Genomic DNA, 20999 nt, shown 5'->3' with positions numbered 1-20999 from the left:
AATAGGTTCAACTTCATGCCGAGGGATAACGGATCGTAGAACAAAAAAAGCGTCAGACGTGTCCGTCTGACGCTATAGGATAACAAGTTGCTTATGGTGACTGTTTTACGCCGCTGGGCGTCAGAACGTCTCCCAGTTATCGTTTGCTGAGGCACTTTTCTTGCTGCTGGCTAACAGCGCAACGGCTTCGGTAAGCTGACGCGCCTGATCCTCCAGCGATGCAACCGCCCCCGCCGATTGCTCCACCAGCGACGCATTCTGCTGCGTCACGCCGTCCATCTCAGCAACCGCTTGCCCGACTTGACTGATGCCACGACTCTGCTCATCAGACCCATTGGCGATCTCACCTATTAGATCGTTAACCCGCGTCACCGCTACAATAATGGCATTCATCACATCACCGGTTTGAGCTACCTGCTCGGAGCCTTTACCCACCCGTTGTACCGACTCGGCAATCAGCGTTTCAATCTCTTTGGACGTCTGAGCGCTGCGCTGTGCCAGATTGCGTACCTCACCGGCGACGACTGCAAACCCACGCCCTTGTTCACCAGCTCGCGCGGCTTACACCGCAGCGTTCAACGCCAGGATATTGGTTTGGAACGCGATGCCGTTAATCACACTGGTAATATCAGCAATCTTTTTCGAACTGGTGGTGATGCTGGCCATGGTTTCCACCACGTCAGAGTCCACTTCGCCGCCGCGCCGTGCGGCCACTGCCGCATCCTGCGAAAGCGTACTCGCCTGATGCACGTTGTCGGCATTCTGCTTCACCGTGGCGCTCAGTTGCTCCATGCTGGCAGCGGTTTCGGCCAAAGCGGCGGTCTGCTGTTCGGTACGTGCCGAAAGGTGGCTATTGCCACTACGAATCTCGCTCGAGCCTTGATAGATGGCAGCAGAACTGTCACGAATGGTGGAAACCGTACCAATCAATTTATTCTGCACGTCTCTGAGGTAAGGGATCAGTTGTCCAACGCAGTTACGTCCAAATTCGATGACCGGGCTGCCGAGATCGCCATCTGCCATCACACGAAAATGGGCCTTGATATCATTTAACGGCCGCACCAGATAGTTCACCAGATAACGGTCGGTGAGCAATAGCATCAAAGCACCGATCACCAATGCCGCCAGCAGCACACTTCTGCCCCATGACAGCAGAGAATAGACCTGCTGCAACGACTCGGTTGAACGCGACGTAATGCTGTTCTGGTATTTTTCCATCGCGCCGCCAAAAGCGACGCTGAGCGGTGGGTAGGTGTTCATGAACAATTGTTGAAACACCTCGGGTTTATTCTCTTGCGCTGCCGCAATCATCGGCTGCAACCCATTGCTGATAACGGCTTGCCAGGTGTTGACCATGGCAGCAGCAATCTCAGGATCGACGATAGAATGATCAGTATTTTTGAATTGTTCTAAAGCCTCACTGGTGTTTTTTAATGCGGTCGCGGCGGCGGTCAAGGTTTTTTCAGCGTCTGCGCTGTTGCCGACCTGCTTAAAATCCATTGACCGCACCATGCGCGTCACAGTATGGAAATATTGGTCATTACCTCTCGACAACATTTCTACATTTTTTTTCTGTATTTCGCTCGCTTCAAGTAGCCCTGTAATTTTGCTTAATGATGACATGCTATAAAGGGAAACTCCGGCCCACAACAGCAGAAAAGCCCCCAAAATGATAAGAAGCATTGCCCTGATGGTGATATTTCTTAAAAAGTTCACGGATGACTCCTGTAACCAATTCAGCGATCTTCTTTTACGCTTTTTGTCTGTTTTCCGCGTATTCATTGAGATCGGCCGTCACTGCGTGACACATGGATCATGCGCCACAACGTATCAAACACTCCTTGTCGTGTAACAAAAAAACATTTACCAGTCTTAACTAACATCATCGGCAATAAATGGCTCACCTTTACCCCGGCCGAGCATTAAACACGATAAAAACATCGGTAACAATAAATATAGTCAATTGTTAGCACGAACTGATTTTTTTCGTAATAAATTCCGCTTTCATTAGGCTTTTTTATTTTTTGATGTGAAAGGTCACTGGCGACCAACGCTTTTTTTTACACGGTGTATTTATTCGTTCTACGCAGAGCATAATAACAGTAGATATTTCTCGGTTTTTAGCCAGTAAATATTAATTTATTTTTATATATAGCAGGCTAATAATTATTATTAGTCACAGTTAATATTCGGTATTACCCTCTTGCAGGATATTTATGTTACCCATAACGTTGTGAGAAACTGGCAGAAGATCAGATATTTTCTTTATGTGACAGGCGCAATATTGCAGTTTTGTAACAAGCTTGAAATAGGTTTATCACGCTTTAGCATCGTGCTGGGCGGCTTGCACCTCAGCAACGATTTTCTGTCAGATGTAACAAGGTCGTTGCCAAGTCACGTCACAATCGTTAGACTTAGTTTGTCATTAAAAATGAATAAGTGTATCAAAGTTAGTCTCACAAAAAGAAAGGTAGACTTATGGACCTGACGCAGCTTCGGATGTTCTGTCTGGTGGCGGAAACAGGCTCAGTGGCTCGCGCCGCCGAGTTGTTGCAGCGTGTTCCCTCTAACTTGACGACCCGATTGCGTCAACTGGAACAGGAATTAGGACGCGATCTGTTTATTCGCGAGAAACAGCGACTGCGTTTGTCCCCGGTGGGGCACAATTTTCTCTGCTATGCAGAACGTATTTTAGCATTGAGTGAAGAAGCGATCAGCATGACACGCGCGGGGGAACCCACCGGAAATTTCGCCCTGGGCGCGATGGAAAGCCTCGCCGTGAGCCATCTTCCCGCGTTGCTGTCGGCCTACCATAAACGCTACCCCACCGTGTCTGTCGCCCTGACCTGCTCGGTGTCCAGTGATATCGTCGAGCGGGTAAGAGCCGGAACCCTGGCGACCGCGCTGGTAGACGAGCCAATACGGGCAGACGAACTTAACGGATGTGCCGCGTTTGACGAAACGCTGGTTCTGATTTCAGCCTTGGACCATGCGCCAATCGCTCATCCGCAGGATATCGCTGGCATCACGCTGCTGGCTTTTCGCGCAGGCTGCGCCTATCGACACAAATTGGAAACCTGGTTTCATCAGGCAGGTGTTACACCCGGTCACACGCTTGATGTGGCCTCCTATGCGGCGATGCTGGCCTACGTCGCAAGCGGAGCCGGCGTGGCGTTGTTGCCACTGTCGGTGCTAGACGCGCTGGCGGCACGTGATCGGGTACAATGCCATCTTTTGCCCGAGCCGCTGGCTAACGCATCCACCTGGCTGATATGGCGACGAGACGCTTTTGGCCCCAATGTGGAATACTTTAAGAAACTGATTATCGAGCAGTTCGATACATAAACGCACTTTCGCCTCTTGCGGGCAGTATCGCGAGAGGCCCATCCCCTGATTGCAACTGCATTACCTAGAGGAGCACACCATGAACATGATCAAAACCCGCGCCGCTGTCGCCTGGGGTCCTAACCAACCGCTCTCGATTGAAGAGGTTGATTTGATGCCGCCACAAAAAGGCGAAGTCCTGGTGCGTATCGTCGCGACGGGCGTGTGCCACACCGATGCCTATACGCTGTCTGGCAAAGATCCGGAAGGCGTATTTCCTGCCATTCTCGGGCACGAAGGAGGCGGTATCGTTGAAGCCATTGGCGAGGGCGTGACCAGCGTTGCCGTCGGCGATCACGTAATTCCGCTGTATACGCCAGAATGTGGCGAGTGTAAATTTTTTCGCTCCGGAAAAACCAACCTGTGCCAGTCGATTCGTAGTACCCAAGGCAAAGGGTTGATGCCGGATGGCACCACGCGTTTCTTTAAAGAGGGTAAACCGATTTTTCACTACATGGGCACCTCCACCTTCGCGGAACTGACAGTAGTGCCTGAAATTTCCCTGGCGAAGATCAATAAGGAAGCGCCGCTGGAAGAAGTGTGCCTGCTGGGCTGTGGCGTAACCACCGGTATAGGTGCCGTACTGAATACGGCCAAGGTGAAACCCGGTGACAGCGTCGCCGTGTTCGGTCTGGGCGGTATCGGCCTGTCGGCGATTATCGGCGCACAGATGGCCGGGGCTGGACGCATCATCGGTATTGATATCAACACCAGCAAGTTCGATCTGGCCCGCAAACTGGGGGCAACCGATCTGATCAACCCGAAAGATCACGACAAACCGATTCAGGATGTGATTGTTGAACTGACCGATGGCGGCGTGGACTTCTCGTTTGAATGCATTGGCAACGTTAACGTAATGCGTTCCGCACTAGAGTGCTGCCACAAGGGCTGGGGCGAATCCGTTATCATCGGCGTTGCCGGTGCCGGAGAATAAATCGCTACTCGTCCGTTCCAATTGGTGACTGGACGCGTATGGCGCGGCTCAGCGTTTGGTGGTGTGAAAGGCCGTAGTCAACTGCCCGGTATCGTCGATCGCTATCTGAAAGGTGAATTCCCGCTAAAAGATTTCATTACTCATACCATGCCGCTGGAACAGATTAATGAAGCCTTCGATTTGATGCATGAAGACAAATCGATTCGTACCGTTATCCACTACCGTTAATCCACGCACAAGGAGGCACGCCCCCATGAACGAGACGCTGGAATTACTGGAAGAGCATCGCCTGTTTGGCGGTTGGCAGCAGCGCTATCGTCATACCTCGAGCAGTGTGAATGGCCCGATGACGTTCAGCATTTATCTGCCGCCAACCGCAGACGATACGCCACCGCCGGTGCTGTATTGGCTGTCCGGCCTGACCTGCAATGATGAGAACTTCACCACCAAGGCTGGCGCGCAACGTATCGCCGCTGAACTGGGGCTGGTACTGGTGATGCCGGATACCAGCCCGCGTGGCGAGGCGGTGGCTAACGATCCCGGATACGACCTGGGCCAGGGGGCGGGATTTTACGTCAACGCCACCCAAGCACCTTGGGCTGCGCACTATCGCATGTACGACTATGTCAGCAGCGAGCTGCCTGCGCTGGTGCGTGAGCATTTCAACGTCAGCGATCGTCAGTCGATCAGTGGGCACTCAATGGGCGGTCACGGCGCATTAATGCTGGCACTGCGTCATCCGGAGCGTTATCAGTCCGCTTCCGCATTTGCACCCATCGTTAACCCAAGCGAGGTTCCCTGGGGACGTAAAGCCTTTACCGCTTATCTGGGCACAGATGAAACGACCTGGCGTGAATACGACACCTGCTATCTGCTGGCGCAGACCTCGTCTCGATTGCCGCTGCTGGTCGATCAGGGCGACAGCGATCAGTTTTTACCCGATCAGTTGCAGCCCGTGCGCCTGGCAAAGCTGGCAGAGGAACAGGGTTGGCCGCTGACGTTACGCACGCAGTCTGGCTATGATCACAGCTACTACTTTATTGCCAGCTATATTGAAGACCATTTGCGTTTTCATGCCAGCCATCTGAAGGCTTAAGCGGCATCCTCCAATGAGGCAGGTAGCCTGATCTGCCTCATTCCTCCCCTGCCGATCGCTTACGTTGTGCCGACAATCAACGATCACACGACGCTTTGATAGCGTTTTTTGCGATATTGCATTCAGCAACAGATTGTTAAATTGCTTTTTTTGTCACATAATCCGTGATTGACTGGGCAATGCAAGAAACTGTTTCAGGGACCTGTTTAGCGGAACGCTACGTCAGAATAGGGCGACGTATAAACAGGGGGGATTTCACTGGGAGGGATTTGGTTTGCAACGTAAACGAACGACTTCAATCGAACTGTTTTCTGTCGGCTATGATGAAGAAAAAAAGCATCTGGAAATTGAACTGCTGAACGGCAGCGTCTATCTGTACAAAGGTGTCGCCCGGATGATCTATGAAGAGTTGCTGTCCAGTACGGCAAAGTACCGTTACTACACGCGCTACATCAAAAACTCATTTCCCTTCGATAAACTGTAATCACAGAGTAAGCGCCTTATCGGTAGCGGGCCAACAACGGCCCGCTGCGCACTATCTCGGCGCGCGCATCTGCTTGAATCAGGCACCGATATCGTTAGAGCCCTTGCTGCTGCACAAATTCATCGATATTAGCGATGGTTTTTTCCATCAGCACTTGCAACGCAGAGCCGGATGTCCAGGCGATGTGCGGGGTAATCAACAGGTTCGGCATGGTTTTTGCGGCTTTCATCAGCGGGTTATCCAACGACGGTGGCTCCTGTGTAAATCCGTCCAACGCCGCCCCCGCAATGCGATGCTGCAAAAGTACTGACAGCAACGCTGGTTCATCCACCAACGCCCCGCGCGTCGTATTAATGATAAACGCCGACGGCTTACACAGTACCAGCGTCTGTGCGTTGATCAAACCCTGGGTATCCACTGTCAGTGGGCAATGCAGCGAGATAACATCGGCCGTTTGCATCACTTGTTCAAACGGTAAATAACCGGGCCGACACTGCGCCGCACCACCTCGTTCCGCAAACAGCACTTTCATGCCCACCGCACTGGCTAATCGTGCGACCTCTTGCCCTATCGCACCGGAACCGATGATGCCAAGCGTTGAACCCGCGATATCTTTCACCGGATGATCGAAATAGCAAAACTGATTTTGCGCGGCCCAGCGATCGCTGAGCTGATCGCGATACCAGCCCATCAGACTATGCTTGAGAGAAAATATCATGGCGATCACATGTTCAGCGACCGATTGCGTCGAATACGCAGGAACGTTGCGCACAGCGATCCCCAGTTCCTGTGCGGCGGCGACATCAATATTGTTCACACCGGTTGCGGTAACCGCGATCAGTTTTAGCGCAGGCAACGCTTGCAGAATCTCACGCGTCAGCACCACTTTATTGGTGATAATCACCTCACACCCTTGCGCGCGTTCAACCACCAGTTCCGGCGGCGTGTAGCTATATTCGATCCATTCGTGTTGACATTGCGGTCTGCGAAAAAAATGCTTTTTCCAGAAAATAGTTTCAGGCAATGCCCCTTTATCCAGGAAAGTGATTTTCAACATGATGTCAGCCCCGAGAGTTATCGTTGTGATTTATTTGATGATAATAACAAACATTAAAAACGATAATGAATACTGTTTTTTATACGCTGAAGGTTAATTTTTTTCATGTTGCCACGCTTTATTGTTATTCGACATTTTTTTTATTTTAACTAAGCAGCGTGTATTGTTATCAACAACCAGCGACAATGTTAATTTGCACATCAAGTTAACTGCAAATAGCATTGAACTTATTAACATTTATTGTGATGACTGACACACGTGAAAGACGCTTTTTGGCTGAAATAATGGTGGATACGCGTTAAATAGTCACCCTGGTAAACTATTTGTCAGCACGCTTATACAATATGATAGAAAAGCTCGGTAGATATACTGAATTACGACATAAGAGGAGAAGTTTTTTTACGCGTTGCGAATTAACGCTGTAACCACATTATTCAGCAACGACGTATTTCCATAAAAAACGCCATTAGTAATCAGATTACCAATGGCGCGATCGAATCACATGCTTAACCGTTATTTGTGAAAGTCAGGAAAAGTCATTTCTGCATATTTCACAAAACGCGTTCCGCGGGACAACTTATAACCGAACCAAATCAGCAAAAATAATGGAATGCCAATATAGGTTGCGGTGACGCCATACCAGTCAATGTTATCTTGCAAAAATGCCTGGTAGTTTTGCCCCAGGGTGATCAGCAGGCAAAGCACGAACGCGAAGATCGGCCCAATCGGAAAGAATCCCGAGCGGTACGGCAGCGCGTTAAGATCCAACCCTTGCTGCACATAGCCACGACGGAAACGATAGTGGCTAATCGCAATCCCCAACCAGGCGATAAAACCGGTCATGCCGGAGGTATTCAGCAGCCAGAGATAGACCGTTTGGTTACCAAACATCGAGGTCAGGAAACAGAGTCCCGCCACAACGGTGGTCGCATACAGCGCATTGCGCGGGACGCCACCTTTGGAGAGTTTGGCAAACATACGCGGCGCTTTGCCTTCCTGCGCCAGAGTAAAGAGCATGCGCGTTGAAGCGTACATTCCGGAGTTACCCGCAGAGAGCACTGCCGTCAGGATCACCGCATTCATCACCGCCGCCGCCGACAGCAACCCGGCACTCTGGAACACCAGCGTAAACGGGCTAACCGTAATGTCTTTTACATCATTACGCAGCAAGTTGGGGTCGGTATAAGGAATAATCAGGCTGATAATCAGGATGGCAAACACGTAGAACAGCAATATACGCCAGAACACCTGACGAATAGCGCGTGGAATATTTTGCGCAGGATCTTTTGATTCACCCGCCGCTACGCCGATAAGCTCCGTGCCCTGGAAGGAGAAGCCGACGATCATCGCCACACCAATCATCGCCGAGAAGCCACCAGAAAAAGGCGCATCGCCAATTTGCCAGTTGTGCCAGCCTGCGTTCTCTGCACCGCGCAGAATGCCGACGATCATCAGCACGCCTACGGCGATAAAGACCACGACGGTGACCACTTTGATCAGTGAGAACCAATATTCTGCCTCACCAAACCCTTTTACCGAGATGTAGTTAAGCAGAAACATCAATACTAAAAACAGAGCACTCCAAATCCAGCCGGAAACCTCGGGGAACCAGTAACCCATCACCAACTGCGCCGCGACCAGATCGACGGCTATCGTCACCGCCCAGTTGTACCAGTAGTTCCATCCTAGCGCGAAGCCAAAGCCCTCTTCTACATATTTGGCACCATAAGTGGAAAACGATCCTGAGACGGGCATAAACGCAGCCAGTTCGCCCAGGCTGGTCATCAAAAAGTAGACCATCAGCCCGATAAGCGCATAGGAGAGCAGCGCCCCACCGGGACCGGCCTGCGAAATGGTTGCGCCTGAAGCCACAAACAGCCCGGTGCCGATGGATCCGCCAATGGCAATCATGGTGAGATGCCGCGCTTTAAGCTCACGGCGCAGCGTTGGTGCGCCCTGAGATGTGCTATGTAATTGTTGCTGAGCCATAATATCCTGCGCTCTATCTAAAATGAAGCGGGATTGTAGCAAATCGTTTTCTACAGAATCGCTATCATTACCGAGTTATAAGAGAGCTTCATAACTGCCTCGCCATCATTAGCAATAAGAAAGTCGAATGGCCGCAGTCACCCCTACTTTGCTAGCTGACAGTATTCCAGAAAGCGTTGCAACACATTGGAAAGGTGTTTTTGTCTGTGGTGCACCAGATAAAGTGTGCGCACCAAGTGTGGTTGCTCCAGTTGCAACGCCACCAGCGACCCCGCGGCAAGCTGATCGGCAATGACGCGACGCGACAGACAGCTGATACCTATACCGTGACGCACCGCATGCTTGATGGCCTCGGAGTTCCCCAACTCCATCACCAGTTTAAAATGGGGCAATTGTGCCAAGAGCTGGTGATCCAGGACTTCCCGCGTGCCTGAGCCGCGTTCACGCAAGATCCACGGCGCCTCGCCAGCATAGGGACGGTAACCGTCTGCTGTGCAAGGAGATTCTCAGGGGCGCAAAAGACCACAAGTTCATCCTCTAACCAAGGCTGCGTCACCAAATCCGGATGATGACAAGGACCCTCGATAAAACCGAGATCGACGCTGAATTCCGCCACCGCCGTCACCACGTCCTGGGTGTTGCCCACGTGCAGCTCAAAAGGGATGGAGGGATAATCTCGGCGATAGCGGGCAATCATGGCAGGCAACAGATAGTTACCAATGGTGCTGCTGGCTAACACGCGTAACGCACCATTCTCTTGCTGGAACATTTTTTCTATCTCCAGCGACTGCTCCAGGATGGCCAACGCTTTTGGATAAAGCAATCGCCCATGCTCATTCACCACCAAGCGCTTACCAACGCGATCGAACAGCTGTACGCCCAGTTGCGCTTCTAAATCCGATAACGCTGCGCTCACGGCAGACTGAGAAAGGGCCAGCATAACGGACCCTTGTGTGGTCGATCCGCTTTTCAGGACCTCTGCAAAAACTTCAAGTTGTCTCAACGTGATGTGCATCGTTAGCCCTTACCGGAAATAGCAATAGGTTATAAGCATATAATCAATTTCTCTTTTATGGCCACTCATCATAGGCTGTGTTCCAGGTTAGCTCGACTTCAAACAGGTATTACAATGGCATCTATTTTTATAATTCAAAGTGATAAATCTATCCACCCGCTTTTACGCAAGCTACCTGGCCTGCTTTTTATTGCTCTCATGACCGTCGGTTTTCTGCAACTGGCCGCGATCCCTTCGGTTGCCCACATGGGATTGGGTTCACTGACCCTTGCCATGGTGGGCGGCGCATTGATCGGCAACACGCTTTACCCACGCCTGCAACGCTACTGTGATGAGGGTGTTAATTGGTCAAAGCATCATCTTCTACGTTTGAGCATTGTGCTCTATGGCTTTCGTCTCAGCCTGCAACACATTGCTGCGCTGGGTATCAGCGGACTCGTTATTGATGCCCTGATGCTGACATCCACCTTTCTTCTTGCCTGTTATCTCGGTAAAACCCCGCTTGGCCTTGATGACAAGACAGTATATCTCCTCGGTGCAGGCAGCAGCATTTGCGGTGCCGCAGCGGTGCTGGCCACCGCGCCAACGGTCAAGGCGGAGGGCGACAGCATCGCGATTGCTGTCGCCACCGTCGTCATCTTCGGCACTATCACCATGTTTCTTTATCCTTGTCTCTATGCGCTGGCCGTGACTGGCGACTATTTACCCATCTCGCCACAGATGTTCGGCGTTTATATTGGCTCCACCGTACATGAAGTGGCCCAGGTTGTGGCGGCAGGGCACAGCATTTCACCGGAGGTCGAAAACACCGCAGTGATTAGCAAGATGTTACGCGTCATGCTGCTGGCTCCATTTCTCATGCTATTGGGGGGATTTCTGCAACGCCACACCAGCAGCACAACAGAAAAAACGCCAATGGCCTTCCCCTGGTTTGCCGTAGGTTTTATCGCCGTAGCCGGGTTTAATTCGTTCCACTGGCTGCCGGATACCTGGTTAACTACCGTCAACCAGATTGATAATCTGTTATTGGCGATGGCGATGGGCGCCTTGGGCGTGACAACCCGCCTCAGCGCCGTACGTCGTGCAGGTACCAAGCCATTGCTGCTGGCGCTATTACTGTTTATCTGGCTGATTGTCGGCGGTGCCGGCATCAACCTTGGCATCACGGCGTTGTTGGCATAAATGCGCCTTTTTCGCGCCACGCGGTTAGCATGTTGTTACGCTTTTTAGCTCAAGCGATCACCTTTGGTTAATAACAGTGGCATACTGTGCGCCAGAGCAATAAGGAGAACAGCATGAAATATGTAGGCGCACACGTCAGCGCTGCCGGCGGTGTGGATCAGGCGGTCATCAGAGCCCACGAACTTAAGGCAACCGCATTTGCCTTGTTCACCAAAAATCAGCGCCAATGGCAGGCCGCACCGTTATCCGAAACGGTCATTACACAGTTCAAGGCCGCCTGCCAGCAGTACGGCTACCAACCGGGGCAGATCCTTCCGCACGACAGCTATCTGATCAACCTCGGTCACCCAGACACAGAGGCGTTGGAGAAATCACGCAGCGCTTTTATTGATGAAATTGCGCGTTGCCAACAATTGGGGCTGTCATTGCTTAACTTTCACCCCGGCAGCCATTTAAAACAGATTGATGAGCGTGACTGCCTGGCACGCATTGCCGAGTCGATCAATATCGCTCTCGATGTCACTCAAGGCGTAACAGCAGTCATCGAAAACACCGCAGGCCAAGGCACCAACTTGGGATTCCGCTTTGAGCATCTGGCGGCAATCATCGAGGGCGTCGAGGATAAAACCCGCGTAGGGGTCTGCATTGATACCTGCCACGCCTTTGCCGGTGGCTATGATATCCGCACCGACGGCGCCTGTGATGACACCTTTGCCGAGTTCGATCGTACCGTGGGCTTTGGTTATCTGCGCGGTATGCACTTAAACGATGCCAAAAGTACCTTTAACAGCCGCGTCGATCGCCACCACAGTCTGGGTGCCGGAAACATCGGGCACACGCCCTTCCGCTATATCATGCGCGACCCGCGTTTTGACGGTATTCCCCTGATTCTGGAAACCGTGAATCCGGATATCTGGGCTGATGAAATTGCCTGGCTAAAGGCACAAGCCGCATAAAAAACGCCAGCCGTAAGGCTGGCGTTTTTGCATCACGTTCAGTATTGGCTTACCACTTACGCCGCTTTCACCAACTGCTCGTCAGGGCCTTTCAGCACAGCATACAGCAGACCCGCCACCGCCGTGCCCGCCAGAATCGCGAACAGGTAGCCCAGTACCGGCGTGATCGCCCCTGGGATCAACAGCACAAACAGCCCGCCGTGCGGTGCCATCAGGTGTGCGCCAACGGCCATCGACAGCGCCCCAGTAACAGCCCCGCCCAGAATACAGCACGGCAGTACGCGCATCGGGTCACGGGCAGCGTAAGGGATCGCCCCTTCAGAGATAAAGCACAGGCCGAGCACAAACGCTGCTTTACCCCCTTCACGCTCGGACGCGCTGAATTTCTTCGCGGCCACCAACGTCGCAAGGCCCATCGCCAACGGTGGAACCATGCCTCCGGCCATAACAGCCGCCATCGGCGCGTAAATCTGACTACTGAGCAGTGTGGTACCAAATACATAGGCCACCTTGTTCACCGGCCCCCCCATGTCAGTACACATCATGCCGCCCAGGATTGCACCCAGAATCACCGCGTTAGCCGTGCCCATGGATTGCAACCAACTGGTCAAGCCCGTCAGGATCTTCGCCACCGGAGTACCGACCACGTAGATCATAATGAAGCCGGTGATGAGCGTAGCCACCAGCGGAATAATCAGTATCGGCTTCAGGGCTGACATGCTTTGCGGCAGCTTGACATGGTCGCTGAGCGCTTTCGCCAGGTAACCCGCCAGGAAGCCAGCGATAATACCACCAAGGAATCCCGCGCCGGTACTCACGGCCAACATGCCTCCGACCATCCCCGGTGCCAGACCGGGACGGTCAGCAATGGAGAATGCGATGTAACCCGCCAACACAGGAACCATCAGAGCAAACGCGGAGCCGCCCCCGATCTTCATCAGGTGTGCAGCCAGCGTGCCTTCCTGTTTAAACGCTTCGATACCAAACACAAAAGAAAGCGCAATACATAAACCACCCGCCACCACCATCGGCAACATATAGGACACGCCCGTCAGCAAATGGCGGTACGACCCAGTGCCGCCCTTTTTCTGTCCGGCACTGGCTGGCTGTGCACCGCTTTGTGCTGTTGGCTGGAACACGGTAGCTTCCGCCTGCGCTTTATCCAGTTCCTGCGCCGTTTTCTTCAACGCAAGACCCGTTGAGGTGCGGTACATTTTTTTGCCGGCAAACTTCGACAGATCCACTTCAATATCCGCTGCCACAATAACCAGATCGGCCTGCTCGACTTCTTCCGGCGTGATAGCGTTACCCGCGCCAACGGAGCCGCGCGTTTCCACTTTCACCCACCAGCCGCGTTTTTTCGCTTCCTGCTCGATGGCTTCTGCCGCCATAAAGGTGTGAGCCACGCCGGTCGGGCACGCCGTCACCGCCACGATACGCGGTACTGAAGACGAACTCACCGCAGCAACCGCAGGGGCCTGATACGGCTCCGCCTGTGCTTTTGCCTGCGTCAGGAACTGCTCAGGCTGACTTGCCGCCAGCTCAACATCACCGACATACACCTTTTTGCCATTGAGCGCGCTGTCAGCAGACAGTGCACCGCCCAGGACTATCGCCAGTTCGCTTTCATCGATCTTGTCAGTCAGCGTCAGGTCCGCTTTCGCAGCCGCCGCTCCGAGCAGTTTTTTCACCAGGTGGCTTCTGGCAAGCCCCAGTGATTTATCTATTATCAGCAGCGTTTTCATGATCTATCTCTTGCTGTTAGTGATTGAATGGTTTCAGGTCGACACGCGCCATCATCGCGGCCAACTGAGATCTATCGGTAATGCCAACATTGCTTTGGCTTACGGCCAGCGCAGCCACTACGGTTGCCAGTCGTAAGGTGTGTTCACTCGATTCACGCATTAACAGGCCATAAATCAATCCGCCGACCATGGAATCACCGGCACCTACGGTGCTGACAACATCGCAAGCCGGTGGTTTGGCCAACCAGGCACCCGAGGCATTAACCCACAGAGCACCTTCCGCCCCCAACGAGATCACCACATGAGCGATACCTTGCTCACGCAGCGCATGGGCAGCGTCTACCACATCTTCCAGCGTAGGCAACTTGCGGCCAGCCCAGATTTCCAGCTCACGACGGTTGGGTTTCACCAACCAGGGTGCAGCTTTCAGTCCGGCAACCAGCGCCTCACGGCTGCTGTCGAAAATGATGCAAGGACATTGGGTACGCAGACGTGACATCCAATCGGTAAACGCATCCGGATCGACGCCTGCGGGCAAGCTACCACTGACAGCAACCATATCAAACTGTCCTAACCAACTGAGCGAGTCATTGACGAAGCGCTGCCAGTCTTGCTGTGTGACATCGAACCCAGAGAAATTGAGATCGGTCACTTCACCGGCCTTTTCCGTCAGCTTGACGTTGATACGCGTGCGACCGGGAACAACCTGAAAACGGTTGGCAATGCCTAGTTCGCTGAACAATTGCTGAAAGCCGTCCTGATTGTCTTTGCCCAGAAATCCACCCACCGTGACGTCAATCCCGAGGTCTTTCAGCACTTTGGCAACATTAATACCTTTGCCTGCGGCGTGAAGACCCGCCGTTTGTACCAGGTTGACTTCACCCCGTTCAATTTCGGGGCAATATCCCACCAGGTCATACGCGGGATTCAGGGTAATGGTGGCAACTCGCCTGCTCATGCTGCTCCCTCTCCTAATCCAGAATTAATCGCTTCGCCAATCGCCGCCAATGCCTGTTCAGCATCGCTGCCCGCTGCGGTGAAACGCAGCTTATGGCCCTTTTTAACGCCCAGCGCCACCACCTTCATCAGGCTGCGCCCGTTGGCCGGCTTACCGGTACCATCAAGGTTGGTCACAGTGATCTCGCTGGTGAACTGCTTGATAACATTCACCAGCATGGTCCCCGGACGTGCGTGCAACCCGTGCTCATTACGGATGGTGTAATCTGCGGTCAGCACATCGTTTTCTTCCGGTACGTCACTGGTCAGCAATGCCAGCAGCGTGGCGGCATCAGCATTCAGCAAGCGTTCAGCTTTCTGTGCGATCAGCAGGTTGCTTAAATAATCGATAGGGGCTAACGCTTGCTCATCCGCGGCGGCAACCGTAATCAGCAGCGCCACCCGCTCATCATAGGCAGTGAAAGCGGTGACAGGACGGCTTACAGTGACAGCACTCGCCAGATTGCCCTGTGCGTTATCGCTCAACCACACCCCTTGTCCCAGATAAAGTGGCTTCTGGCTGACGACCGCGCTGACAAACTCGGCATCGACGGCACCGATCTGCTGCAAACGGCCCGCATTCAGCGCCTGTAACGTCAGCAGGCTGTCCGTGGCAACGTCCAACGTAATCAACGAGGTATCAAAACGGAAATCCGCGCCCTGCTGCTCACCCATCAGCAAACTGAGCAACTCTTCTGCTGACGCTGTTTTAGCCATACGCGCTGCAACGTTTTCGTCGGTCAGAACGTGGGTTAGCTGACGCAATAACGCCAGATGTTCATCCGCGTGGGCTGCGATGCCCAGCACCACATAGGCGGTATCCTCTCCCCAGGCAATCCCCTGCGGAAATTGAAACACCTGAACACCGGTTTTCAGCACCAGATCGCGCGTATCAGTTGTGCCGTGTGGGATAGCAATACCATTACCTAAATAGGTCGACGTTTGCAGTTCACGCTGCAACATGCCATCGACATACGCCGGGCTGACACACCTGGCAGCAGCCAGTGCCGCCGCCACTAGCTGGATAGCGTCCTGCTTATCGCTGGCAGCCGCACCCATATGAATATCTTGCTGTGATAACTGGAACATGACGCTCATCTCCGCTTTTGTTGAATCGTTTCAGCAAACAAATGAAGATCTAAGGCCACGAATGGCAAGCAATGCAAAAAAAGGATGACCGAAACGTTTCACTGAGTCTGGGCCTAATGTTGCTTTTATGCAAACATTCCACGTATTTCATGTGGTGGATTTTTGACATCACGCACATTTTAGCCATTGAGCATGCTGAATTCATAGTAGAAAGCCGCACCAGCTGAAGGCTTGCTGAAGCAAAAAAGATGAAGCATCTTTTCATAAAACGCAAAGCTGGCGTAAAATATGCGCGCCGTGGTATCACGCTTTGCATTTTCTGACTCAAACGGCACCGACTCTCATCTTGCACGTTTTTTGCACGCGCGTATCTTCCATACGTTTTCTGACTCACAAACGCACTGCCCTAGATTGTTAATTATGTCTATATTGAATTCCGTATTGCGGCGTCAGCCCGATCTGACCTCATCTGCGTTCCTGGTTATTGCGTTCCTGACCGGTATTGCCGGGGCATTGCAATTGCCGACGTTGAGCCTGTTCCTTTCGACCGAGGTGAAAGTAAACCCGCTGATGGTGGGGCTCTACTACACGGGCAGTGCTGTTATCGGCATTGTCGTGAGCCAAATGCTGGCCACGCGCTCCGACAAGCAAGGTGACCGTAAACGACTGATTCTGCACTGTTGCATACTGGGTGCTCTGGGATGCATGCTGTATGCCTGGAACCGTAATTACTTTATCTTGCTGATTGTCGGCGTCATTCTCTCAAGCTTTGGTTCGACCGCTAACCCACAGCTGTTCGCGCTAGCGCGCGAGCACGCCGATCGCACCGGGCGCGAAGCTGCGATGTTTAGCTCAGTGATGCGTGCCCAGATCTCCCTGTCCTGGGTGATCGGCCCGCCGGTGGCTTTTGCCCTGGCGCTGGGTTTTGGCTTCCCAGTGATGTACCTCACCGCAGCAGTGGTATTTTTGCTGTGTGACCTTTCTGCTCCCCTCGATGCCGAAATCGGCCTTGCAAACAGACACGACGTTGACATCACCGCGTCAGAATTTTGCCTGCACCGCTATGTGGACCTGTAAAGGGGTTTACCTGATTACCATACCTTTATATCTGGTCAACGCACTGGGGCTGTCTGAGAAGCTGGCCGGGATCATTATGGGCACGGCGGCCGGGCTGGAAATTCCTGTTATGTTGATTGCGGGCTATGTGGCAAAACGCGTTGGTAAGCGCATTTTGATGCGTATTACCGTCGGTGCAGGACTGCTTTTTTATGTCGGGCTGGTACTGTTCAGCGCAGAATGGTTGCTGTTGGGATTACAGCTGCTGAACGCCATTTTTATCGGTATTTTGGCAGGTATTGGCATGCTCTATTTTCAGGATTTAATGCCAGGACAAGCGGGCACTGCCACCACGCTATTTACCAACACCACGCGCGTGGGTTGGATCATTTCCGGATCGTTGGCCGGCATCGTGGCACAATTTTGGGGTTATCACGCCGTCTTCTTTATTTCCCTGCTGATGAGCGTGGGAGCGGGTTACTGTATGTGGAAAATCAAGGATGCATAAACAAACGACACGGCCCCTATCAGGGAGCCGTTTCTGCCTCAAGCCGTAAAAGATAAGTCAGCGCATCATCACGGTTTGTCATACACATCTCCACCTGCGGTTGCAGCGTCGCGCACACCGCAGGTCGCAACGGCGATCCAAACAAGCCACAGCGCATCGCGGCATCAAGGTGCAGGCAGCGTACGTTGGCGGGCTTCCCCTCCGGCATTCCCGGCAGCGGACTGGAGATTGACGGGGCGATACAGCAGGCCCCACAGCCTGAACGACATTCCATCCTGTTTACTCGCAAGGCGGGTTTAATGGCTTCTCCAGCCTAGCAAATTTGTCCAATAACACCAGCGAAATGCAGAGAAATTCACCACCACCTCCGCCTTTATCGTCATAAGCGTTGGCTATTTCACGTTTTATTGGCAGATCGACGATTTACTTAACCATAAGTTTTTCGTATCATTAAACTAGTACAATAACTTTACTTTGGAGTTGCAATGTCAGCCGACGTTTTCCCGCTTTCTCGTTCGCGCTCTGCCTTTGGCGGAGCCATGATCATTGCTGGCACTGCCGTAGGTGCAGGCATGTTTTCCATTCCTATTGTTACCGCCGGTGTCTGGTTTAGTGGCTCCGTGCTGTTGCTGGTTGCCACTTGGTTTTGCATGTTTGCCTCCGGACTGATGATCCTGGAAACCAACCTGCACTACCCCGCCGGTGCCAGCTTCCATACCATGGTGAAAGATCTGCTCGGGAAACACTGGAATACCCTGAACGGTCTGTCCGTGGCCTTTGTACTTTATATTCTGACCTATGCCTATATCTCAGCGGGTGGTTCAATCATCACGCACACGCTGGCAGACGTTTTTCCCATAGGGCACGCTACATCAGGGTTAATATTCTCTCTACTGGTCGCCTTTATTGTCTGGCTCTCCACGCGCGCCGTGGATCGGCTAAGTACGCTTCTGATTGGCGGTATGGTGATTACTTTTGTGCTATCAGTGAACGATCTGCTCACTCAGGTCAACCATCCTCGTCTGCTGATGAGCGCGCCCGCGGATGCGCCCTACTTTCCCTATGCACTGGCAGCGCTACCCTACCTGTTGGCCTCTTTTGGCTACCATGGCAATGTACCCGGTTTGGTGAAGTATTATCACAAAGAGGGGCGCACGGTGGCGCGCAGCCTGCTCTACGGCACCTTACTTTCGCTGGCGATCTATTTGCTGTGGCAGTATGTGATTCAGGGCAACATTCCACGTGAAGGATTTAAAGCCGTGGTCGCCGACAGCGGCAACATCGGCAATTTGCTTCAGCACATGGGCAACGCTGCGCAAAGTGCTTATCTGATCCCCTTGCTGAACGCTTTTTCTTATATAGCACTGGCCAGTTCGTTCCTCAGCGTATCTTTGGGACTGTTTGATTATATTCACGACTCTTTTTCACTGGCAGATACACCACGAGGCCGTACACAGGCAGCCAGCATTACCTTTATTCCGCCAACGCTTGCCGCCTTGCTGTATCCGGATGGTTTTCTGCATGCCATCGGTTTGGCAGGACTGGCGGCGACGCTGTGGGCAGTGATCATTCCCGCCTGTATGGTGGTGGCCGCCCGCAAGCGCTTTGCTCCTGGTAGCACGACCTATCGCGCGCCGGGTGGAATGTGGCTGGTGGTTATCGTTCTGGCGTTTGGTGTCATTAACATCGTGGCGCACCTGCTTACGCTATTGGGCGCTCTGCCGGTGTACGCCTGACCGCCCTGCTATAAAATAGAACGACAGCGATGAATGCGCGGGCGGATGATAAAATGCCGCTTGCCTGAATTCAGCGGCGCGAGTAACGTGTCGCCACAAAAATGTCTTTTTCTTTATAACAGGTTTTTTTCATGGCAAGAGCGAACGAAATCAAACGTGGCATGGTGATCAATTACGGTAGCAAGCTGCTGTTGGTAAAGGATGTCGACATCCAAAGCCCCAGAGCTCGCGGTGCCAGCACGTTGTACAAAATGCGCTTCTCCGATGTACGTACCGGCCTGAAGGTTGAAGAACGTTTCAAGGGTGACGACATTCTCGATACCATCACGCTGACGCGCCGTTTTGTCACTTTTTCCTATGTGGACGGTGATGAGTACGTCTTTATGGATGATGAAGATTACACGTCGTATATCTTCAAAAAAGAGCAAATTGAAAATGAACTGCTGTTTATACCGGAAGGCGGGATGCCGGGCATTCAGGTACTGACCTGGGATGGACAAATCCTGGCGCTGGAACTGCCGCAAACGGTAGATTTGGAAATTGTAGAGACCGCACCAGGCATCAAAGGGGCTTCAGCCAGCGCCCGCAACAAACCGGCGACCATGAGCACCGGTCTGGTGATTCAGGTGCCAGAATACCTGAGCGCAGGTGAAAACATTCGTATTCATAGCGCCGAGCGTCGCTATATGGGCCGCGCCGACTAAGTCTCTCTCGCGCCGGTCATTGGCTGGCGCGCCTCTTGCCTCCCCGTTCACACGTATTTCCGGAGTCTGATGTGTTGACCAAAGTAAACCTGATCACTGGCTTTCTTGGCAGCGGCAAAACCACTACCATTCGCCACCTGCTGACACAAAAACCCGAAGATGAAGTGTGGACGGTACTGGTCAATGAATTTGGTGAAATTGGCATCGACGGTGCGCTGTTGTCTGACAGCGGCGCGGTATTGAAAGAGATCCCCGGCGGTTGTATGTGCTGCGTGAACGGTCTGCCGATGCAGATTGGCCTGAATATGCTGTTGCAACAAAAGAAACCGCACCGCTTACTGATCGAACCGACCGGCTTGGGACACCCAAAGCAGATTCTTTCGCTGCTCACTGCTGAAAGTTATCAACCCTGGCTCAGTTTGCAGGCCTCTCTTTGCCTGTTGGATGCGCGGCAGTTACAGGACGCACGTTATAGTGAAAACGAAAACTTCCGCGATCAGTTAGCCGCGGCGGACATTATCGTTGCCAACAAGCAGGATACCTACAGCGCAGACGACATCGCCGCGCTACAGCGTTGGCAGCAGGCCGAAGCTGGCGATCGCTCTATCGTGAGCGCCGCACAGGGTGAAATCGATGTGTCACTGCTTGATGAGCCACGCCGCAATACGCGCGAACTTCCTGATGGTGCGCATCATCATTCCCATGCTTCAGAACGCGGATTGGCCGCATTGCGCCTGCCCGGCGGCGAAGCCTGGCGTCGCGCACTCAATGAAGGGCAAGGTTACTTTGCCTGTGGCTGGATTTTCTCCCCAGAAACGCAGTTTTCCACGGCCGCACTGTTGGATTGGGTTCGGTTGACGCCGGTCGACCGCATTAAAGGTGTGATGCGCATTCCCGAAGGGACATTGATTATCAATCGGCAGGGATTGGACCTGCATATTGAAACCAAACTGCTTCCCCCGCCTAGACAGCCGGATTGAGTTAATTCACACCGCATCGGCACCGTGGAATCTGTTCCAAAGCCAGCTGTTGATTTTTCATTTAAGTTTATAGGAATAGGATTAAATT

14 protein-coding genes and 5 pseudogenes are annotated in these 20999 nt (G+C 52.8%); 10 read left to right on the top strand and 9 right to left on the bottom strand.

Annotation, left to right across the window (positions count from 1 at the left end):
• Positions 1–120: 120 nt before the first annotated feature.
• Positions 121–1716 (bottom strand): annotated as a pseudogene (locus CS369_RS09020) (methyl-accepting chemotaxis protein).
• Between the two features lie 762 nt (positions 1717–2478).
• On the opposite strand from CS369_RS09020, the gene CS369_RS09015 reads away from it, so the two are divergent.
• The 4 genes and pseudogenes from CS369_RS09015 to CS369_RS09000 all read left to right on the top strand — a co-directional run bounded on the left by CS369_RS09015 (position 2479) and on the right by CS369_RS09000 (position 5898).
• Positions 2479–3345: a LysR family transcriptional regulator gene (locus tag CS369_RS09015; RefSeq protein WP_196906816.1), complete on the top strand. Its 867-nt coding sequence runs from the start codon at positions 2479–2481 to the stop codon at positions 3343–3345.
• Between the two features lie 79 nt (positions 3346–3424).
• Positions 3425–4546 (top strand): annotated as a pseudogene (locus CS369_RS09010) (S-(hydroxymethyl)glutathione dehydrogenase/class III alcohol dehydrogenase).
• Between the two features lie 25 nt (positions 4547–4571).
• A complete protein-coding gene (fghA, locus tag CS369_RS09005; protein ID WP_196906815.1) occupies positions 4572–5414 on the top strand; it encodes an S-formylglutathione hydrolase in 843 nt (280 codons plus the stop codon).
• A gap of 274 nt (positions 5415–5688) precedes the next feature.
• On the top strand, positions 5689–5898 hold the full coding sequence (locus CS369_RS09000) for a KTSC domain-containing protein (RefSeq protein WP_196906814.1): 210 nt from the start codon (positions 5689–5691) through the stop codon (positions 5896–5898).
• 94 nt (positions 5899–5992) lie between these two features.
• Here CS369_RS09000 and CS369_RS08995 read toward each other — a convergent pair whose 3' ends face one another.
• From CS369_RS08995 to yieE, 3 genes and pseudogenes are all read right to left on the bottom strand, one after another.
• Positions 5993–6955, bottom strand: a complete 963-nt coding sequence (locus tag CS369_RS08995) for a 2-hydroxyacid dehydrogenase (protein WP_196906813.1) — start codon at positions 6953–6955, stop codon at positions 5993–5995.
• A 513-nt stretch (positions 6956–7468) separates the two neighbouring features.
• Entirely contained in the window at positions 7469–8944 is a 1476-nt protein-coding gene (locus CS369_RS08990; RefSeq protein ID WP_196906812.1) for an amino acid permease, read from the bottom strand.
• 143 nt (positions 8945–9087) lie between these two features.
• Positions 9088–9959: pseudogene (gene yieE, locus CS369_RS08985) on the bottom strand (DNA-binding transcriptional regulator YeiE).
• Between the two features lie 114 nt (positions 9960–10073).
• Here yieE and CS369_RS08980 point away from each other — a divergent pair.
• Positions 10074–11141 carry a YeiH family protein gene (locus CS369_RS08980; protein ID WP_196906811.1) on the top strand — a complete coding sequence of 356 codons (1068 nt, stop codon included), beginning with the start codon at positions 10074–10076 and terminating at the stop codon, positions 11139–11141.
• 113 nt (positions 11142–11254) lie between these two features.
• On the top strand, positions 11255–12097 hold the full coding sequence (gene nfo / locus CS369_RS08975; protein WP_196906810.1) for a deoxyribonuclease IV: 843 nt from the start codon (positions 11255–11257) through the stop codon (positions 12095–12097).
• A 56-nt stretch (positions 12098–12153) separates the two neighbouring features.
• Here the strand turns inward: nfo and fruA are convergent, their stop codons facing one another.
• The 4 genes from fruA to CS369_RS08955 form a co-directional block, all read right to left on the bottom strand.
• Complete coding sequence (gene fruA, locus CS369_RS08970) at positions 12154–13842, bottom strand: PTS fructose transporter subunit IIBC (protein WP_196906809.1); 1689 nt, start codon at positions 13840–13842, stop codon at positions 12154–12156.
• A gap of 16 nt (positions 13843–13858) precedes the next feature.
• On the bottom strand, positions 13859–14800 hold the full coding sequence (gene fruK, locus CS369_RS08965) for a 1-phosphofructokinase (protein WP_196906808.1): 942 nt from the start codon (positions 14798–14800) through the stop codon (positions 13859–13861).
• Positions 14797–15927: a fused PTS fructose transporter subunit IIA/HPr protein gene (gene fruB / locus CS369_RS08960; protein ID WP_196906807.1), complete on the bottom strand. Its 1131-nt coding sequence runs from the start codon at positions 15925–15927 to the stop codon at positions 14797–14799. The genes fruK and fruB overlap by 4 nt, the downstream gene beginning before the upstream one ends.
• 179 nt (positions 15928–16106) lie before the next feature.
• Entirely contained in the window at positions 16107–16262 is a 156-nt protein-coding gene (locus CS369_RS08955; protein ID WP_196906806.1) for a hypothetical protein, read from the bottom strand.
• An 85-nt stretch (positions 16263–16347) separates the two neighbouring features.
• Between CS369_RS08955 and CS369_RS08950 the strand changes: the two are divergent.
• Positions 16348–17491: pseudogene (locus tag CS369_RS08950) on the top strand (sugar efflux transporter).
• A 19-nt stretch (positions 17492–17510) separates the two neighbouring features.
• Here CS369_RS08950 and CS369_RS08945 read toward each other — a convergent pair.
• The gene (locus CS369_RS08945; protein WP_196906805.1) at positions 17511–17765 is read right to left on the bottom strand and encodes a YkgJ family cysteine cluster protein; all 255 of its coding nucleotides are present in this window, start codon (positions 17763–17765) and stop codon (positions 17511–17513) included.
• A gap of 211 nt (positions 17766–17976) precedes the next feature.
• On the opposite strand from CS369_RS08945, the gene CS369_RS08940 reads away from it, so the two are divergent.
• From CS369_RS08940 to CS369_RS08930, 3 genes and pseudogenes are all read left to right on the top strand, one after another.
• Positions 17977–19227, top strand: a complete 1251-nt coding sequence (locus tag CS369_RS08940) for an aromatic amino acid transporter (RefSeq protein ID WP_196906804.1) — start codon at positions 17977–17979, stop codon at positions 19225–19227.
• A gap of 131 nt (positions 19228–19358) precedes the next feature.
• Positions 19359–19931: an elongation factor P-like protein YeiP gene (gene yeiP / locus CS369_RS08935; RefSeq protein ID WP_196906803.1), complete on the top strand. Its 573-nt coding sequence runs from the start codon at positions 19359–19361 to the stop codon at positions 19929–19931.
• Positions 19932–20002: 71 nt separating this feature from the next.
• Positions 20003–20984, top strand: a pseudogene (locus CS369_RS08930) (GTP-binding protein).
• Positions 20985–20999 lie beyond the last annotated feature (15 nt).

The sequence above is a fragment of the Candidatus Symbiopectobacterium sp. 'North America' genome (assembly GCF_015762685.1).
In the GTDB taxonomy this organism is placed as follows: domain Bacteria; phylum Pseudomonadota; class Gammaproteobacteria; order Enterobacterales; family Enterobacteriaceae; genus Symbiopectobacterium.
Note: the sequence above shows the minus strand (reverse complement) of the source record. Positions and strands in the feature narration are given on the sequence as shown.

Bases quoted from the DNA above. Each gene is read 5' to 3' on its own strand.
- fruK (WP_196906808.1), bottom strand. From the start codon at position 14,800: ATGAGCAGGCGAGTTGCCACCATTACCCTGAATCCCGCGTATGACCTG.
- nfo (WP_196906810.1), top strand. From the start codon at position 11,255: ATGAAATATGTAGGCGCACACGTCAGCGCTGCCGGCGGTGTGGATCAG.
- CS369_RS08945 (WP_196906805.1), bottom strand. From the start codon at position 17,765: ATGGAATGTCGTTCAGGCTGTGGGGCCTGCTGTATCGCCCCGTCAATC.
- fghA (WP_196906815.1), top strand. From the start codon at position 4,572: ATGAACGAGACGCTGGAATTACTGGAAGAGCATCGCCTGTTTGGCGGT.
- fruA (WP_196906809.1), bottom strand. From the start codon at position 13,842: ATGAAAACGCTGCTGATAATAGATAAATCACTGGGGCTTGCCAGAAGC.
- CS369_RS08990 (WP_196906812.1), bottom strand. From the start codon at position 8,944: ATGGCTCAGCAACAATTACATAGCACATCTCAGGGCGCACCAACGCTG.
- CS369_RS08940 (WP_196906804.1), top strand. From the start codon at position 17,977: ATGTCAGCCGACGTTTTCCCGCTTTCTCGTTCGCGCTCTGCCTTTGGC.
- CS369_RS08995 (WP_196906813.1), bottom strand. From the start codon at position 6,955: ATGTTGAAAATCACTTTCCTGGATAAAGGGGCATTGCCTGAAACTATT.
- yeiP (WP_196906803.1), top strand. From the start codon at position 19,359: ATGGCAAGAGCGAACGAAATCAAACGTGGCATGGTGATCAATTACGGT.
- CS369_RS08980 (WP_196906811.1), top strand. From the start codon at position 10,074: ATGGCATCTATTTTTATAATTCAAAGTGATAAATCTATCCACCCGCTT.
- fruB (WP_196906807.1), bottom strand. From the start codon at position 15,927: ATGTTCCAGTTATCACAGCAAGATATTCATATGGGTGCGGCTGCCAGC.
- CS369_RS09015 (WP_196906816.1), top strand. From the start codon at position 2,479: ATGGACCTGACGCAGCTTCGGATGTTCTGTCTGGTGGCGGAAACAGGC.